We start from the raw sequence: 16,271 nt of genomic DNA on the forward strand, positions 1-16,271 counted from the left end.
GTTGTTCACGTACCGAGGGGTGCACAGGCCGCGAAAAACGTACGCGGCGTTGATCGACTCTGTCACTCGGCCGGAGGGTGTTCGGTGGCCCTGAACAACACGTACGACGCACGGCTGGTCCAGCAGGAGACCGCGGTGGGAGCGGGCGCGCAGATCCTGTTGCTGGCCCTGCTCGGCCCGGCGATCGGCATGGGTCCCGCGGGCTGGGTGACCGGCCTGGTCTTCGCCGTCGCCAACTGGGCGGTGCTCTCCCGGGCGCTGCACCGTTCACGGCTGCGTTCCTTCGGCCCGGCCAACCGGGTGACCCTGGGCCGGGCCGTGCTCGTCGGTGGTGTGACGGCGCTGGTCGCGGACTCCTTCGAGAGCGCGCCGCCGGTCTCGCTGCTGGTCGCCCTCACGGCGGTGGCCCTGATCCTGGACGGCGTGGACGGCAAAGTGGCCCGCCGCACCGGCACGTCCACGGCGCTCGGCGCCCGCTTCGACATGGAGGTGGACGCGTTCCTGATCCTGGTGCTCAGTGTGTACGTCTCGACGCGGCTCGGCCCGTGGGTGCTGCTGATCGGCGGTATGAGGTACGTCTTCGTCGCCGCCGCCCGCGTACTGCCCTGGCTGAACGCACCCCTGCCGCCGAGCACCGCCCGCAAGACGGTCGCCGTGCTCCAGGGCGTCTGCCTGCTGCTGGCCGGCGCGGGCCTGCTGCCCCTGCCGGCCACCGCCGGCGTGGTGCTGCTCGCGCTGGGACTGCTGGTGTGGTCGTTCGGACGGGACGTGCTGTGGCTGTGGCGGACGTCGCGGGTGCGGGCGGCTGCCGCCGGGACCGACGGGGTGCTGCGGGCCGCCCCGGTCGAGGAGGAGCTGGAGACGGCGCGGACCGCGTGACGCGGAGCGCCGGTGCTCTCGTTATCGGCGTTGGTGTCCCGACACGCCCGCCGCGACCAAGGAGGGCTTTGGGCCCTACCCGCAAGGCCCGTGCAGGGACTGTTCGGCCCTATCGGCACCCCGTACCCCTCCGGCGATCATGAGGCGGCGGCCGGGAGGGTCGGGTCCGTTCCTCAACCGGAGCACCTCCGGGCTCGTCGTTGTGTCGATGAACCAAGCAGATGCGGAGGGCACCGTCCGGTGGACGAGGTGCGCATACAACAGGCGACGGCAGCCACGCCGGCTCCCAGTAGCACGGCGGCGGACAAGGACGCCGCCGGCGGCTCAGTGACAGGAGGGCAGGCGGCCGACCTGCCGGGGCGGCGCGGCGCCGTACGGCCCTCGTGGGTGGAGTGGCTGACCACCACCGACCACAAGAAGATCGGGACGCTGTATCTCGTCACCGCCTTCGCGTTCTTCGTCCTCGGTGGCGCGATGGCGCTGGCGATGCGGGCCGAACTCGCCCGGCCCGGACTGCAGATCATGTCGAACGAGCAGTTCAACCAGGCGTTCACGATGCACGGCTCGATCATGCTGCTGATGTTCGCGATGCCGCTCTTCACCGGCTTCGCGAACTGGATCATGCCGCTGCAGATCGGGGCGCCCGACGTCGCCTTCCCGCGGCTGAACATGCTCGCCTACTGGCTGTTCCTGTTCGGCTCCCTCATCGCCGCGGCCGGTTTCCTCACCCCGCAGGGCGCGGCAGACTTCGGCTGGTTCCTGTACGCGCCGCTGTCGGACGCGGTCCACTCGCCGGGCATCGGGTCCGACATGTGGATCATGGGTGTGGCGCTGTCCGGCTTCGGCAGCATCCTCGGCTCGGTCAACTTCATCACCACGATCATCTGCATGCGCGCGCCCGGCATGACCATGTTCCGCATGCCGATCTTCACCTGGAACGTGCTGCTGACCGCGCTCCTCGTGCTGCTCGTCTTCCCCGTGCTCGCGGCTGCGCTGTTCGCCCTGGAGATGGACCGCAAGTTCGGCAGCCACATCTTCGACTCGGCCAACGGCGGGGCACTGCTGTGGCAGCACCTGTTCTGGTTCTTCGGCCATCCCGAGGTGTACATCCTGGCGCTGCCGTTCTTCGGGATCGTCAGTGAGGTCATCCCGGTCTTCGCCCGCAAGCCGATGTTCGGCTACATGGGCCTGATCGGCGCGACCATCTCGATCGCGGGCCTGTCGCTGACCGTGTGGGCGCACCACATGTACGTCACCGGTGGTGTGCTGCTGCCGTTCTTCTCCTTCATGACCTTCCTGATCGCGGTCCCGACCGGAGTGAAGTTCTTCAACTGGATCGGCACCATGTGGAAGGGCTCCTTGAGCTTCGAGACGCCGATGCTCTGGACGGTGGGCTTCCTGATCACGTTCCTCTTCGGCGGTCTGACCGGAGTGATCCTGGCCTCCCCGCCGCTGGACTTCCATCTGTCCGACTCGTACTTCGTGGTGGCGCACTTCCACTACACGATCTTCGGCACGGTGGTGTACGCGATGTTCGCCGGCTTCCACTTCTGGTGGCCGAAGTTCACCGGCAAGATGCTCGACGAACGGCTCGGCAAGATCGCCTTCTGGACGCTCACGGTGGGCTTCCACCTCACGTTCCTGATCCAGCACTGGCTGGGCGTGGAGGGCATGCCGCGCCGGTACGCCGACTACCTCGCGGCCGACGGCTTCACCGCCCTCAACACCCTGTCCACGGTAGGGTCGTTCCTGCTCGGCCTGTCGATCCTGCCGTTCTTCTACAACGTCTGGAAGACCGCCAAGTACGGCAAGCCGGTCGGCGTCGACGACCCGTGGGGTTACGGCCGCTCCCTGGAGTGGGCGACCTCCTGCCCGCCGCCGCGGCACAACTTCACCTCCCTGCCCCGTATTCGGACCGAGTCCCCGGCGTTCGACCTGCACCATCCGGAGATCTCCGGGGTCACGGGTGTCACAGGCGCCACCGGGGCCATCGGGGTCGGCAAGGCGGCCGGGCCGGCCGAGGTGGAAGAGGCGGCGAGGTAGGCCGTGGCACACGCCGTCGCCGCCCTGGGAGCCGCTGCGCTCACCACCGCCGGCTCCGTCTGGTACGTGCCGGCCCTCGCCGACCTGCGGGCCGGCGCCGACCGGCCGGAGTCGCGGCGCATCGCCGCCGCGGCCTGCGTGACCGGCTGGGCCGGCACGGGCGCCCTCGCCGTGCTGCTGCTCGTCGCCGAGGCATGGAGGACGCCGGTCGCGGCGGCCGTCGCCGGGGCCGCCGTCGCCACGGCCCTGCGCCTGCACGCCGCCGCCCGGCGCAGGCGCGAGGCCCGCGAGATGGCCCACCACTGGAGGCACTTGGGCCACGTCCCACCCCCGACCGGCCCGTCCCACTCCCGGACCGTCGTCGCCACCGTCCTCGCCTGCGGCCTGGCCGCGGCGGTGGCCGTAGCGGCTTGGACCTGGAAGACCACCGACGGCCCGGCCGACGACCCGCGCTGGGTGACGGCGGCCGCTTCCGCCACGGTCATGGGCGTGTTCCTCACGGCGGCGGCCGTGTACACCCGCGCGACGCGCCTCGCCACGGCTGTCGTTCGGGAACGGCGGCGGCGACAGCGACGCTGACGGGCCCTGGTCAGGGCCCGTCAGGACGGTTCGGCAACGGCGCCAACTCCGTGATCGCCTACGGCAAGGGTGGGGAGATCGCCTCGAACCGGCGCGACGAGCAGGAGATGTTCGTCCTGTGCCTGCGCATCCTGCAATCCGCCCTGGTCTACGTGAACACCCTGATGCTCCAGGACGTCCTCTGCGAACCGGAGTGGGCGGATCTGCTCACCCTCGCCGACCGGCGTGGCCTGACCCCGCTGTTCTGGTCCCACGTCCGGCCCTACGGGGAGGTGAACCTCGACATGGGCAGCCGCCTCGACCTCGCTGCGGCCACCGTGCCGGGCCCGCGGGCCGCAGATGGCCGGGCCGCGCGACCCACCGTGGAGAACGCATGACCCCGCGCCGCCCGTAGGCATGGGTCCCGCGCCGGGCCCACGCCTACGGGCGTCGGCTTGTGTCAGGGCTGGTCGTCGGCCCGGAGGCCCACCCCGCCCAGGACGGTGAGGTCCGTGCGGTGCGGCGCGGCCGACAGCAGCGCAAGGACGTCTGCGGGGGCGGGACCGCTGGCGGGCGACGGAGCGGCGAGGGCTGCCTGCGCACTGGCGTCGTCCCGCCAGACTTCGGTGACATGCACCGTGTCCGGATCGGCTGCGTCCTGGCTGATCAGGTAGATCTCACAGCCTGGGAAGCCGTGCAGCCTCTCCGCCACCCGCAGCAGGACAGCGGCGAGTTCGCCGCCTCTGCCTGCGTGCGCTGTCATGGTCATCAGTCTGCCGATCATGCTCAGACCAGGGTGGTGATGCAGAACGGGTGGCCTGCGGGATCCAGCAAGACCCGCCACCGGTCGGGTTCCGGCTGGACCGCAGGCTCGACGGCACCCTGGGTGAGCAGCCAGGCCTGGGCGGCATCCAAGTCATCGACCCCCAGTTCGATGTGGGCTTGCTTCTCCTGGGAGGGGTCAGGCCAGGTGGGACGTCGGTAGTCGACCAGGCGGTTGAACCCCAGTCCGGCCGGCTCCTCCTGGCCGAGCAGGATGAAGTCGTCAGTGGAGTAGGCGACGGGCAGTCCAAGGGCATCGCCATAGAAGCGGGCCAGTTCGGCAGGGTCCGGGCAGTCGAAAGTGATGGCCGAGTAGCGGATCGCGGGCGCGGATGTCTTTTCAGTGCTCATGCGGCAGACGCTATGACGGGACCAGGACAGATTCGGTCCTGGTCATGCGGGACACTTAACGATGTGATCAGCACTTCGGCCCGCCTGCTGCGACTTGTATCACTGCTCTCCGCGCGGCCCTCGTGGACCTGCGGTGAGCTGGCCGACCAGATGGCGGTCACCGAGCGCACGGTGCGCCGGGACGTCGCCAGGCTCCGGGAACTCGGCTACGGAGTCGAGTCCGACCCCGGGCCCTGGGGCGGTTACCGCCTCAGGGCCGGAAACCGGGTCCCGCCACTGATCCTCGATGCCGAAGAGGCACTCGCCGTGGCCGTCGGGCTGCGCGAGGCAGCACTCAGCGGCGTTCTCGGCGGCGACCAGGCCGCGCTGTCGGCACTGCTGAAACTGCGCCAGGTCCTTCCACCGCGGATCGCGGACCGACTTGGTGAGATGGACGCCGCCTTTGTGCACACCCCCAGGCCCGACGAGCCGCAGATCGCGCCGGGCATGCTACTGGAACTGGCCACCGCGTGCCGCCGGGGCGAGCGCACCCACCTGTCGTACCGCGACAGGGAAGGGAAGGCCACCGCCCGGGAGGTCGACCCGTACCGTCTCGTGCACACAGGACGCCGCTGGTACTTCGTGGCCCGGGATGTGACGCGGGGCGAGTGGCGGACGTTCCGGGCGGACCGGGTGGCGCACATACGGCCAACCGGGCATGCTGTGGAACTCCTCGACCCGCCCGACCCGGTACTGCTCGTCTCCCGGTCCATTGCAACCGGCACCTACCCACTCCATGTGACCGTCCGTCTCCCGTTGCCCATGGACCAAGCACTGCGGCTGGTCCCGCCGACGGTCGGTACCCACCGCCACGACGGCCCCGACGCCACCATCGTCGACATCGGCGGCCCCGACGCGGACGGACTCGCCAAATACCTGCTCAGCCTCGCTACCCCACTACAGGTCCTGTCCCCGGACGATGTACGGGAAGCACTGCTGCGCCGTACCCGGGACCTGGTCGCAGCCAACGAAGTGCCGTCAATGAATGGCGACCTCAGTGACCAGTAACTGATCGTTTCAAAATGCCGTCCGCCGGTATCGCCGGAGGCAGATGATGCTGCAGCACCCGTCGCGCCGGCAACCTGCCCGCCCCGCGGTCGTCACGCGAACGAGGACGGTGGCCCGGCCACTTAAGGCGGAGCGTCAGAACAGCCGGAGTGCGATCCGGCTGAGGATGACGCCGGTGTGCTCACCGTAGACGAGGAGAACGGCGATGACGGCGAGTGCCGGGATGCCGGCGATGATGCTCCAGGTGCGGCGGGCGGTCATGAGTGGTGCCTTTCTTTCACAGGTTCGGGTTGTGTGGCGGTTCCGACGGTGAGGACGGTGTCGCAGCGATCGCGGACCGCGTCGTTGTGGGTGGCGATGACGACGGCGCAGCCGTCCTCGCTCATCGAACGGAGGACGTCCACGACCATGGTGGTGTTGTCGTGGTCGAGGGCGCCGGTCGGTTCGTCGGCCAGGACGAGGGCGGGCTGCTTGACGATGAGCCGGGCCAGGGCGACGCGCTGCTGCTCCCCGCCGCTGAGCCGGTGGACCTGTTCCTTCTCGCGCCCGGCCAGGCCGACGCGTTCCAGGGCCTCGGCGATGGTCGGGCGGCCCTTCCTCTCTCGGCGCGGTTTCATGGCGACCGCGAGGTTGGCGGCGACGGTCGCGTTGTCGATCAACGCGTAGTTCTGGAACAGGTAGCCGAGGACGTCGCGGCGGTAGTGCCGGGCAGGGCGCGGCCCGAAGCGGGTGATGTCCCGGCCTTCGTGGCGGATCGCGCCGGAACTCGGCTGGTCGAGGAGGCCGAGGCAGTTGAGCAGGGTCGACTTGCCGGAGCCGCTGGGGCCGGTCAGCGCGAGTATCTCCCCGCGCGGCACGGTGAAGGACAGGCCGGACCAGAGGGTGCGCGAGCCGAAGGTCTTGGACAGGTTCTCGATCTCGATCACGCGGCAGCTCCTGCACGATGGTGGGGAGTCACGACTGGGTGGCGCCTTCCTTGACGATGCGGCGGTGGAAGGCGGCAAGGGCCAGAAGCACCGCCGCGACCTCGACGGCGACAAGCGCAAAGGTGACGCCGAGGTCGAGTCCGGTGATCTCGGTGGCCGGGCGGGGGGCTGGGATGCCGAGGGCCTCGTACCGTGCGAGGTCCTGGTTCTGCTGCCACACCTGGAAGGGCAGCCACACGGCGAGGAGTACGGCCAGGAGCCCTTCGAGCAGCAGGACGGGGCGGTGGGTGGTGGTGAAGGTCCAGCCGCTGATGTGCCGGGCGAAGATCGATTGCGCGTTCTTCCGGGAGTGGACGATGCAGACGCCGACTCCGGTGATGAGCAGCACCGCCACGGCCACCGCCAGGTTGAACAGTTGCAGCCGGAAGTCTCCGACGAGGTCACGCAACATGTCCGCGGCGTTCTGCGCGACCGGTGTCACGGACATCACGTACGTCTCGAGATGGTGCTTTTTGATACCGGCTGTCACGTCATCCGGATCGGGGAAGACGACGCTGCTCTGAGAGGCGTAGTTGGTGTAGAGCTTGTCGCTTACAAGCGGCGATCCGTTGGGGAAGGCGATGATGACGGGGTCCGTGACCAAGGAGTCGTCCGCACCGGGGTTCGCGCCGTCGCGCCGCTGGCCGCTGGGGTTGTAGGTGAAGACCCGCTGGCTGTCCTTCGACCAGACCGTCTGTATAGAGGCCGCTTCGACGACGTCCGGATTCACGGGATTCAGCAGTCCCGGGACTTGCTCACGCAGAGGTCCGGCGTAACCGGCAAGGCCTCTGGGGATCAGCAGCCGTACCTGTTCAGGGTCCGTGGCTCTCGCGGTGTGTCGGCGGCCTGACGAGTCGCGAACGGGTTGCGCGGCAAGGAAGGAGTCATTGACTATCAGGACGTCACGCTTCATCAGCTCTTCGAGACCCGGCCCCCGGATTCTCCGGTGGCCCGCGAAGATGATCTGCCCGTCCTTGTCCGCCTCGCGCAGCCACGGTCTTACGTTCTTCTCCAGGGCGTGCAGGCCGGCTTCGCTGGCCAGGCTGCCGTTGAAGGCGATCGAGGCGGTGGTGCCGGCCTTCGCGTACGCCTGGCTGCTCTCCTGCCGGGCCAGTACGTCCTGGCCTGCGAGTACGACAGCCGAGGCGATGCTCAACGCCAGCAGCAGCGCGGGAATCCTGACGAGGTAGGCGCACACCGCCGCGGCCCGCGCCGGCAACTCACCCTTCAAAGCCGACAGCACATCGGTCCGGGACAGCAGACCGAGCATGGCCGCGTGTGTGGCGAGCGCGACGAGGCCGAGCACGAGGGTAGCGCCCAGCGTGAGCAGGGTGAAGGTGCCGATCCAGGCCAGCCTGTTGTAGAGCCCGAGTAGCAGCAGAGTCGTGCCGGCCACCGCGGCGAACGCGATCGACCAGAACGCCGCCAGCTGACGCAGGTCCCGGCGCAGGATCTGCCCGAACGACTTCCCCTGCAGCCGCAGCACCCCATACGCCTTCGCGTTGAGCAGGACGCCCGCGCCGGTCATCGTCACGACGGCGAGCGCGACGACGAAGAACGAACGGTAGAGCGCGCTGCCCCCGTAGTCTGAGGTCAGCTGGGCCACGGAGAACGGATGGTAGATCTTGGCTGTCAGGCCGAGATCGGTGAAGGTCCGAGTAAGCGACGTGGCGGCCTGATCCGAGCCGAACACGTAGTAGAAGCCCCGGGGATCGCGCAGCCCGAGGTCGGTGACGGCATGTATATCCGTGTGGTAGTCGCGGTTGAAGGTGGGATAGCCGTCCTCCAGCCAGCTGGACCGTGGACCGCCGGGAGCGAGATAAAGGTGCCTGCGGCTGGACGGATCCTTCAGGTCGAGGACCTCACGCGCGACGGTCGCCTTCTGCTCCTGCGCGAACACCGCGACCCCGCGGGCGACCTGTGAGCCACTGGCAGAATTGTCGGAGTCCGTCACCCATACGACAGCGGAGTGCCCGAGCACCCAGTCTTCTTCCAGGCTCCGTAAGAACAGGAAGGCGAGAACCGCGGAGTAGGCCAGCACGGCGGCGTGAACGAACTTGATACCTCGGTGCAGCATCAATTGCCTAGGTCAGGGCACTTCGGGAAGCGCGACGCACGAGATCGGACATGAAGCGAGTGGTCCGCCCGCGGGGAACCGGAGAGCCGTGACATCGCACGGGCGGACACTCATCCTACGAAGTCGAGCCAGAGGGCTCGGTCGGGGTCAGCAGGTGGTCTTGTAGTAGGTCTCATTGCCGTAGAGCGCGGCCTGGACCGAGGTTACGGACCAGTAACCCTTGGATGCCGTGTCGCTCTGGATCGTCTTTCCGACAGAGGTCGAGCCGTGGCACTTGTCCGGGTGGTAGTAGTCCGACCACACCGTCGCGGTACCGGCGCCGTAGTCCCAGGTACCGCCGCCGACGTACGCGATGGTCGCCAGTGCAGGCGTGGCACCGGCCGCAACAAGGACACCAGCGGCCACAGTGACCTTCAGACTGTCCTTGATGTTCACTACAACTCCCAATGATGCACGAGGAAACAGCACCTCCAAAACCGTTGCCACCGCCTCGGCGCCTCGTTCCACGAGGGTGTCGCGGGCCGTCCGGGTCTCTTCCCAGCGGCCGGTGAGCTCATCCACCAGCAGTTCCCTGTCCATGGCGGCACCGTAGCCAACACCACTGACATCGACGGTGTACGCAGGTCCCGGTGGTCGTGACTCCGCCACTGACGGATGTCCTGCGCAGCGACTGTCCTCCACCCGTCGCGGCGCACGGCTCGCCCGGCTGCTCGCCGCCGCGGAGTCGCAGGCCTGGCAGATGTCACCGTCCGTGGTCGAGTGTGCGGAGCAGACCGTGGCGGATCCGGCGGGCGACGCGGCACTGCACCGCAGCAGTTTCATCGGCTTGCTACGGCACCCCCTTGCCCCTGGACAACGCCCGACGGTCGGCAGGGGCTGCTGGTCGGTGCCCTGGCAGTCATGGCATGATCGGGCCACGCCGACTTCGGGGGGATGTCCATGGCGGTGCCGATCAGGCCGCGTCGCAACACGATTCTTCTGGCCGGTACGACTTTCGGTGTCACCGTTCTGGGCACCGCCTCCGGCCTCGTTTCGGACGTGTTCGACGGAACAACCGCCGTAGTGGCGGCCCTCGGTGCCGCTGCGGTGACTGGCGGGCTCATGGCCTATCAGACGGTCAGCCAGCGACGTGAGGAGTTGGCTGGGGCGGGAGCGGCGGAGCGGCCGCTGCAGTACCGACTGCCGGATGTGGAGCCCCTGGTGGGGCGCGAAACCCTCCTCGACGGACTTCTGACGCTGCTCAGAAATGTGCCGACCCCGGCCCGTGGCGCTCTGCCGGTGGACGTCTCGGAGAGCCAGTCGAAGATCGTCGTCGTGCACGGGGCGGCGGGCGTCGGGAAGACCGCTCTCGCGCTCACCGCGGCACACCGGGTGGCGGACTCGTATCCCGACGGCCAGATCTACATCAACCTCCGGGGCGACGGCGACGGCCCCAAGACAAGTGGTGAGGCACTGGATCAGCTCCTGGAGCGCCTGGGCATGGCTCGCGGCGATCTTCCGGCCGACGTCGACGGTCGGTCCTCTCTCCTCCGCAGCCTGACAAATGACCAGAGATTGCTGATCGTGCTGGACAACGCCCACAGCACCGAACAGGTGCGGCCTCTCCTGCCGACGGGCGCGGGATGCTCGGTCCTGATCACCAGCCGGAAACCGCTCTCCGCCGGTGTCACCCGACGTGAGCCGGTGCCGGTCGCACTGCCGGGCGAGAGCGAGGCGTTGGACGTACTCGCCCACTACGCCGGCCGCGAGCGCATCACCAGTGACCCCGCGGTCGCTCTGGAGATCACCCGATTCTGCGGCAGGTTACCGCTGGCCCTGCGCATCGTCGGCTCAAAGCTCAGGCAGCGCCCCGACCTGAGCCTGAGCCGCATGAAGGAGCGGCTGGAGGACGAGAAGCTCCGCCTCAGGGTGCTCGAATTCGAAGACGACAGCCTGCACGCGTGCTTGATGCTCAGCCATCGAGACCTCAAGGAATCCACCCGTGCGGCGTTCGGACTGATCGCGTCGCTCCCGGTCGGAAGGGTCACCGACTGGCACTTGGAGCACGTCGTTCCCGACCGCATGACAGGGTTCGCGGCGTGCGACGAGCTGATCGAGGCCAGCCTGATGGAGACGCAGGGCGGTGAGGGGGCGAGTACGGGCTACCGCGTCCACGATCTGGTCCGCGTCTTCGCAGCCGAGCAGTACGAGCAGCTGCCACCGGAAGAGCAGCGCCAGTACGATGCCCGCCTGGTCAAGGCGTACCGCGACGCCGCGGTCAGCCTGGCCGCGCAGCGCGCGCCGGAACTGCGTGCGGAGTTTTCCGCCGAGCGGGTCGGCGATCTCGGACAGGAATCAGCCGCCGGCTGGGTGTCCGCCGAGCAGGAGCGGCTTCGCTGGGCCATCGGCCGCGCAAGGAGCCTCGACATGCACGCCGAGGCGGCCGACATCGGTGAAGCGCTGTCCTACTTCCTCGACGACATCAGCCTTCCCACCGGCTCTGCGGACTGGCTGTTCGATGCGTCGCCGTCCGAGACCCGGCCCCGCGTGCTCGCCGGCCTACGGCGTGCCCGCGCTTCGGCGGCCGTGGCCGAAGGCGCACCGGACACCGCGCTCACGCTGCTTCTCCGCAGCGGACCGGACGACAGCGTCGGCCCGGTCGGGAGTGCCCGGGACGAGATGGTCATCGCCCGCGCGTACGCGGCGAAGAGGGACTTCAGGAAGGCCCTGGACCACATGACCACGGCTGCCGACCGGCTGCGTGCCGCCGACGACTCGTGGCACGTCCTCAACTCACTCGAGAAGCTCGGCGAGTTCCAGAGGTGGCGGGGCAGTCCCGAGCTGGCGGAGCAGAGCCAGCGGGAGGCCCTCCGGCTGGCCGAACGCACCGGTGACCTCAGGGCCCAGGCCCGGCTGCGGCGGACCCTTGCCGAGACTCTCGGCTACTTGCGCCGCCCTGAGGAGGCTGCCCCCCTGCTGGAGTCCGCCGTCCGCGACTTCCGGCGGCTGGGCGACCGCAGGTGGGAAGGCGCCAGCCTCTACGCCCTCGGCAAGGCCTACCGTCTGCTCGGCCGTCGGCAGGAGGCTCGTGAGCGTTACGACCGGGCCGAGGAGATCTTCGGGCCGATGGGCGAACGGCACTGGGTGGGCCGCGTCACCAACGCCCGGATTCGCGTCCTGGCCGGCATGGGATGCCTCGACGAGGCCGCGGCCACGGCCACGGCCGCGTTGCGCCTCTTCCAGGAGGTCGGCGACGAGATGTGGCAGGCGCACACACAGCGGGACATCGGCTGGCTCCACCTCAAGGCACGTCGGCCGGAAGCCGCCCTCGAACCGCTCACGCACGCCATCACCGTGTGCGAACGAGCGGGAGACGCCTACGCCGGATCCATGGCCCGGCATCTTCGCGGCGTCGCCTACCGGGAACTCGGCCGGTACGCGGAGGCCCACGCCGACCTCGAAGCGGCCCTCGCCGTCTACCGGTCCGGCTCCTACGCGTGGAACGAGGCCGCCGTCACCCACGACGTGATTCGCGCGCTCCGTGCCGAGGGGAAGGCGGCCGAGGCCGACAGCCTGGAGGAGACCGCTGTCACCACCGACCCGGACTTCGTCCGTATGCGCGGGCGTGACGGGGCCGAGGCCGTACCGGACGAGGACTGAGCGTGTTGAACAGGCTCCACCGGCCCAGGCTTCGCTCGGCACCTGGCCGCATCAAACCCGGCTCTCATAGCGCGTACTCCAGCACGGCCTCGACCCGCCGAGGCCCGCATCGACGAGCCGGCGGCCGGCGCGGGGATGCTCCGCTCCCAGGAGCCGGGGGCATGTCCTTCGGGACTCGACCGAAGTGGAGCGGAAGCCCGTCGGGCCGCAGTGACGATGGAACCGAGAGTACCCGGCGGTAGCGACAGTCCAGTCGGCGGCCACGAAGGTGGGGCACCATCGCGTGTGCCGTTGGCCCCGTCACCGGCCCGATGATCTGCCCGCCCCAAAGTCACCGGGCCGGACCAGCCCCGTCTCGTCTTGGGCGCAGTTGACCCAGGGTCAGTACAACCGCACCGTGCCGAGCTGACCGACGATCTCCTGGTGCACGAACGTCCCCCGGCTCCCCCGCTCCCCGCGCCCACGACCGTCTTCCGGAGGCGTTGTCAGTGGTCGCGGATAGATTCGATCACGTTCCGCCGAGGTGGCGTGAGCGCCCCCTTTCGCATGCATGGGAGATGGTGCGTTGTCGGTCTGGGAGAAGTCGAGCACGGCACGGGTGGTGCCGTCGGCGCGGCCGCGGAAGCTCGCGAAGGTGCCGTTCGTCGAGTTGGCCGACGGGCGGTTGCAGGGTGTGGTCTCCAGCGGGTCGGACATCGGGCGCGTGTACGTGTCCTCGGTCGAGGCGGGGACGTACGCGTTCGCGTGCAGCACCAACAACAACCGCCCCTGCGGCGGGGCCCGCGGGATGTTCTGCAACCACATACGCGCGCTCGTCGGCGAGGCCGTGCTGCAGTACGGCGCCGAGCGCGTGGCCCGGTACCTGAAGGTCGAGGTGGACGCGGCGGAGCCGGCCGCGCACGTCGTCACCGACGTCATGACGGCCACGCGCCCCGCGGCGGCCGGCAGTTCGGCCGCGGCCCGGGTGTTCAGCCGGTTCCTGCGGCACCTGGCCTATCTCGAACTCACGCCGAGCACCGCACCGATACCCGAGATGCAGTGGTTTCCGACCACGAGGGCGGTGGCCTGATGCATGCCGATCTGCTCTCCGACGCCGTCGACGGCCTTGACGAGGCCCTCACGGCCGTGGACGGGTTCGACGAGGCTCTCGTCGCCGGTCTGCTGCGTCCGCAGCCCGGCCAGGCCGCTGGGCTGACCGGGCTCGCCGACGCCGTCGCCGGGACACCGCTGGCCGCGCGGGTGGCCGAGGCCGCCGACAAGACGGCCGCCGGAGCCGCCGGCGAGGACCACTTCGTCACGCTCGCCGCGGCCCGCACCGCCCTGCTCGGTTCCGTGCACGACGCGCTGACCGCCCGCGTCGAGGAGGCCGTCGGCCGACCGCGGGCCGAGGAAGCCACCGCCGCTGCGGCCAACAACAACGAACACGCGGCGAATCTGTACGCCGCCGCGCGTGGTTGGTTGTGCGACCTGGTGCGGGCCGGCTGGCAGGGCATCGAGCACGAACTCGTCGACGGCGCCGCGCCGGTCGTCTCCGCGATGCTGCCCGACCCGGCGCTGCGCCGCCTGGCCACGCTGCTCGACGGATTCGCCGCCGAACTCGCCGCCTCCTGCCCGGGGGCCACCCTGGAGCGCGTCCCCGTGCGCCGCTGGGCCGACCTGTGGTCGCGCGCCCTGCTGCTGACGCTGCCGGGCGCGGCGCGCGCGACCTCCGTGGCCGAGGCGACCGGCCGGCTGCTGCCGCTCGGTGTCGACGTGCAGGAGCACGCCACCGCCGTACAGGCACAGGTGCACGCGGTGTTCGAGCCCGCGGACGGTGGCACGCCCCGCCTGGTGCGGGCCTCGGTCTCCGCGCCCAAGCCGGACACGGTCGTCGGCGCCGGTCTGTGGCAGCTGCTGCGGCCGCACATGTCCCTGCTGGGGGCCGTGAGCGAGGGCCGCGCCATGGACCTCGACGCCATGCCCGTCACCGCCGAGGGCGACCTGATATGGGACGACGCCCGTGCGCGCGTGGGCGAGCCCGCCGAGGTCTTCGCCACCGCCCGGGTGGCCCTGCCCACCGCCGCCGCCTTCGCCGTGTCGCCGCTCGACCGGCACCCGGCCCGGATCGCGGTGCCCGTCCTGCTGGAGGGGTACGGCGTGGAGGAGGACGACGGGATCGTCTTCCAGGTCGCCGGGTACCGCCTGGCCGTCGACACCGATCGCGTCCCGGCCGCCGGTCCGCTCTCGCGCGAGGTCGTCGCCGCGTCCGGCGCGTGTGTCGGGCTGCTGCGCTGGGACGCCGGGGAGTTCCTCCTCCAGCCGCTGGCCGTCGAGCGGACCGTACGGAAGAAGACCGTCGCCGTGCACGCGGGGGCCTGGGCCGGGGGTACGACCGACAAGGCCGGGGTCCGGGCCGAGAAGGCCTCCACCGACGCCGTCTCCGTGCTGCGCGAACGTGCCGGAAGGCTGCTGCGGAAATGACCGAGGACCTCACCGGACAGGCGGCCGGCCCCGAGCCCGATCCGTACGACAACCGGCGGCAGGTCCTCTACTGGCGCCTGCTGGCCCGTCTCTTCGACCCGGAGGAGCAGGCCGCTCTGGAGTCGGCGAGTCTCGCCGTGGTCGAGGACATCGGCCTGCCGTCCGCGCTGCTCGATCCCGGTGCGTCGGTCGACTCCGTCGTGCAGCGGCACCCGGAGCTGGCCGCCGAGTTCGACGGGCTGATGGCACCGGCGCCGGACGAGGACGGCGAGCGCGACCGGGCCGCCGAGGTGCGGCGGGCGGCGCTCGCCTCGAAGGTGCTGCTGAACGTCTTCGCCTCCCGCCCCGGCACCGTCACCGCGGAGCAGCTGGCCCGCTGGCAGTCCGACGCGGGCTGGCTGGAGCGGGCCCTGGGCTGCCGGCCCGGCGAACTGCGCGGCGGACGCGGCGGCTCCAACCGCATGGGGGCCGGAGGGGGCGTCAGCCCGACCGGCACCGGCTTCGGCGGCCCCGCGCCCGACCTCAGCCGGCTGATCCCCGCGATCGGTCCGGAGCTCGGCTCCATCGAGGGCGATCTCGTCAAGCGCATGCACCTGCGCGAGGTGCTGGCCGACCCGCAGCTGGCCTCGCGGCTGACGCCGAGCATGTCTCTGATCGAGCAGTTGCTGCGCGACAAGAACAACCTCTCCGGCGTGGCCCTGGCCAACGCCAAGGCGCTGATCCGCCGTTACGTCGACGAGGTCACCGAGGTGCTGCGCACCCAGGTGGAGAAGGCGACGGTCGGCGAGCTCGACCGGTCCGTCCCGCCCAAGCGCGTGTTCCGCAACCTCGACCTCGACCGCACCATCTGGAAGAACCTCACCAACTGGAGCCCGGAGGAGGAGCGGCTCTATGTCGACCGCCTCTACTACCGGCACACCAGCCGCAAGACGACGCCGCAGCGGCTGATCGTCGTCGTGGACCAGTCGGGTTCCATGGTCGACTCGATGGTCAACTGCACCATCCTGGCCTCCATTTTCGCCGGGCTGCCGAAGGTGGAGGTCCACCTGATCGCCTACGACACCCAGGCTCTGGACCTCACTCCCTGGGCGCACGACCCGTTCGAGACGCTGCTGCGCACCAAGCTCGGCGGCGGCACCGACGGCACCGTCGCCATGACCCTTGCCCAGCCGAAGATCGCCGAGCCGCGCAACACCGTCGTGGTGTGGATCTCCGACTTCTACGAATGGCGCTGCCAGGAGCTGTTCGACAGCATGGCCGCCATCCACCGCTCGGGCGCGAAGTTCATTCCGGTCGGCTCGGTGACCAGCTCCGGGCGCGGCAGCGTCAACCCGTGGTTCCGGGAGCGTTTCAAGGACCTCGGCACGCCGGTGATCTCCGGCCACATCAAGAAGCTCGTGCACGAACTCAAGACGTTTCTCACCTGACCC

General features: G+C 69.8%; 15 protein-coding genes. 9 read left to right on the forward strand and 6 right to left on the reverse strand.

Annotated features, from left to right (window positions below; genetic code table 11):
• Positions 1-84: 84 nt before the first annotated feature.
• The 4 genes from ACFY4A_RS24190 to ACFY4A_RS24205 all read left to right on the forward strand — a co-directional run bounded on the left by ACFY4A_RS24190 (position 85) and on the right by ACFY4A_RS24205 (position 3,878).
• Positions 85-879 (forward strand): CDP-alcohol phosphatidyltransferase family protein, encoded by a 795-nt coding sequence (locus ACFY4A_RS24190; protein WP_390831425.1) that lies wholly within the window; start codon positions 85-87, stop codon positions 877-879.
• Positions 880-1,119: 240 nt separating this feature from the next.
• Positions 1,120-2,922, forward strand: coding sequence for a cytochrome c oxidase subunit I (gene ctaD, locus ACFY4A_RS24195; protein ID WP_390831426.1), 1,803 nt, complete (start codon positions 1,120-1,122; stop codon positions 2,920-2,922).
• Between the two features lie 3 nt (positions 2,923-2,925).
• Positions 2,926-3,501, forward strand: coding sequence for a hypothetical protein (locus ACFY4A_RS24200; protein WP_390831427.1), 576 nt, complete (start codon positions 2,926-2,928; stop codon positions 3,499-3,501).
• A 50-nt stretch (positions 3,502-3,551) separates the two neighbouring features.
• Positions 3,552-3,878, forward strand: a complete 327-nt coding sequence (locus ACFY4A_RS24205) for a Tn3 family transposase (protein ID WP_390831428.1) — start codon at positions 3,552-3,554, stop codon at positions 3,876-3,878.
• A 62-nt stretch (positions 3,879-3,940) separates the two neighbouring features.
• On the opposite strand, the gene ACFY4A_RS24210 is transcribed toward ACFY4A_RS24205, so the two are convergent.
• Both ACFY4A_RS24210 and ACFY4A_RS24215 read right to left on the reverse strand, forming a co-directional pair.
• Positions 3,941-4,264: a putative quinol monooxygenase gene (locus ACFY4A_RS24210; protein WP_390831429.1), complete on the reverse strand. Its 324-nt coding sequence runs from the start codon at positions 4,262-4,264 to the stop codon at positions 3,941-3,943.
• A gap of 2 nt (positions 4,265-4,266) precedes the next feature.
• On the reverse strand, positions 4,267-4,653 hold the full coding sequence (locus ACFY4A_RS24215; protein WP_390831430.1) for a VOC family protein: 387 nt from the start codon (positions 4,651-4,653) through the stop codon (positions 4,267-4,269).
• A gap of 63 nt (positions 4,654-4,716) precedes the next feature.
• On the opposite strand from ACFY4A_RS24215, the gene ACFY4A_RS24220 reads away from it, so the two are divergent.
• Positions 4,717-5,700, forward strand: a complete 984-nt coding sequence (locus ACFY4A_RS24220; protein WP_390831431.1) for a helix-turn-helix transcriptional regulator — start codon at positions 4,717-4,719, stop codon at positions 5,698-5,700.
• A 135-nt stretch (positions 5,701-5,835) separates the two neighbouring features.
• On the opposite strand, the gene ACFY4A_RS24225 is transcribed toward ACFY4A_RS24220, so the two are convergent.
• The 4 genes from ACFY4A_RS24225 to ACFY4A_RS24240 form a co-directional block, all read right to left on the reverse strand.
• Positions 5,836-5,961: a hypothetical protein gene (locus tag ACFY4A_RS24225; RefSeq protein WP_390831432.1), complete on the reverse strand. Its 126-nt coding sequence runs from the start codon at positions 5,959-5,961 to the stop codon at positions 5,836-5,838.
• Positions 5,958-6,626 carry an ABC transporter ATP-binding protein gene (locus tag ACFY4A_RS24230; protein WP_390831433.1) on the reverse strand — a complete coding sequence of 223 codons (669 nt, stop codon included), beginning with the start codon at positions 6,624-6,626 and terminating at the stop codon, positions 5,958-5,960. The genes ACFY4A_RS24225 and ACFY4A_RS24230 overlap by 4 nt, the downstream gene beginning before the upstream one ends.
• A 28-nt stretch (positions 6,627-6,654) precedes the next feature.
• Entirely contained in the window at positions 6,655-8,745 is a 2,091-nt protein-coding gene (locus ACFY4A_RS24235; RefSeq protein ID WP_390831434.1) for a bacteriocin-associated integral membrane family protein, read from the reverse strand.
• Positions 8,746-8,889: 144 nt separating this feature from the next.
• Positions 8,890-9,321: a lactococcin 972 family bacteriocin gene (locus ACFY4A_RS24240; protein WP_390831435.1), complete on the reverse strand. Its 432-nt coding sequence runs from the start codon at positions 9,319-9,321 to the stop codon at positions 8,890-8,892.
• A gap of 360 nt (positions 9,322-9,681) precedes the next feature.
• On the opposite strand from ACFY4A_RS24240, the gene ACFY4A_RS24245 reads away from it, so the two are divergent.
• From ACFY4A_RS24245 to ACFY4A_RS24260, 4 genes are all read left to right on the forward strand, one after another.
• Complete coding sequence (locus ACFY4A_RS24245; RefSeq protein WP_390831436.1) at positions 9,682-12,381, forward strand: tetratricopeptide repeat protein; 2,700 nt, start codon at positions 9,682-9,684, stop codon at positions 12,379-12,381.
• A gap of 550 nt (positions 12,382-12,931) precedes the next feature.
• On the forward strand, positions 12,932-13,450 hold the full coding sequence (locus ACFY4A_RS24250) for a hypothetical protein (protein WP_390831437.1): 519 nt from the start codon (positions 12,932-12,934) through the stop codon (positions 13,448-13,450).
• The gene (locus tag ACFY4A_RS24255; protein ID WP_390831474.1) at positions 13,450-14,841 is read left to right on the forward strand and encodes a hypothetical protein; all 1,392 of its coding nucleotides are present in this window, start codon (positions 13,450-13,452) and stop codon (positions 14,839-14,841) included. The genes ACFY4A_RS24250 and ACFY4A_RS24255 overlap by 1 nt, the downstream gene beginning before the upstream one ends.
• Positions 14,838-16,268 (forward strand): VWA domain-containing protein, encoded by a 1,431-nt coding sequence (locus ACFY4A_RS24260; RefSeq protein ID WP_390831438.1) that lies wholly within the window; start codon positions 14,838-14,840, stop codon positions 16,266-16,268. The genes ACFY4A_RS24255 and ACFY4A_RS24260 overlap by 4 nt, the downstream gene beginning before the upstream one ends.
• Positions 16,269-16,271: the final 3 nt, after the last annotated feature.

Source organism: Streptomyces sp. NPDC001292 (genome assembly GCF_042896465.1).
In the GTDB taxonomy this organism is placed as follows: domain Bacteria; phylum Actinomycetota; class Actinomycetes; order Streptomycetales; family Streptomycetaceae; genus Streptomyces.

Bases quoted from the DNA above. Each gene is read 5' to 3' on its own strand.
- ACFY4A_RS24210 (WP_390831429.1), bottom strand. From the start codon at position 4,264: ATGATCGGCAGACTGATGACCATGACAGCGCACGCAGGCAGAGGCGGC.
- ACFY4A_RS24215 (WP_390831430.1), bottom strand. From the start codon at position 4,653: ATGAGCACTGAAAAGACATCCGCGCCCGCGATCCGCTACTCGGCCATC.
- ACFY4A_RS24225 (WP_390831432.1), bottom strand. From the start codon at position 5,961: ATGACCGCCCGCCGCACCTGGAGCATCATCGCCGGCATCCCGGCACTC.
- ACFY4A_RS24240 (WP_390831435.1), bottom strand. From the start codon at position 9,321: ATGGACAGGGAACTGCTGGTGGATGAGCTCACCGGCCGCTGGGAAGAG.
- ACFY4A_RS24245 (WP_390831436.1), top strand. From the start codon at position 9,682: ATGGCGGTGCCGATCAGGCCGCGTCGCAACACGATTCTTCTGGCCGGT.
- ACFY4A_RS24250 (WP_390831437.1), top strand. From the start codon at position 12,932: ATGGGAGATGGTGCGTTGTCGGTCTGGGAGAAGTCGAGCACGGCACGG.
- ACFY4A_RS24255 (WP_390831474.1), top strand. From the start codon at position 13,450: ATGCATGCCGATCTGCTCTCCGACGCCGTCGACGGCCTTGACGAGGCC.
- ACFY4A_RS24260 (WP_390831438.1), top strand. From the start codon at position 14,838: ATGACCGAGGACCTCACCGGACAGGCGGCCGGCCCCGAGCCCGATCCG.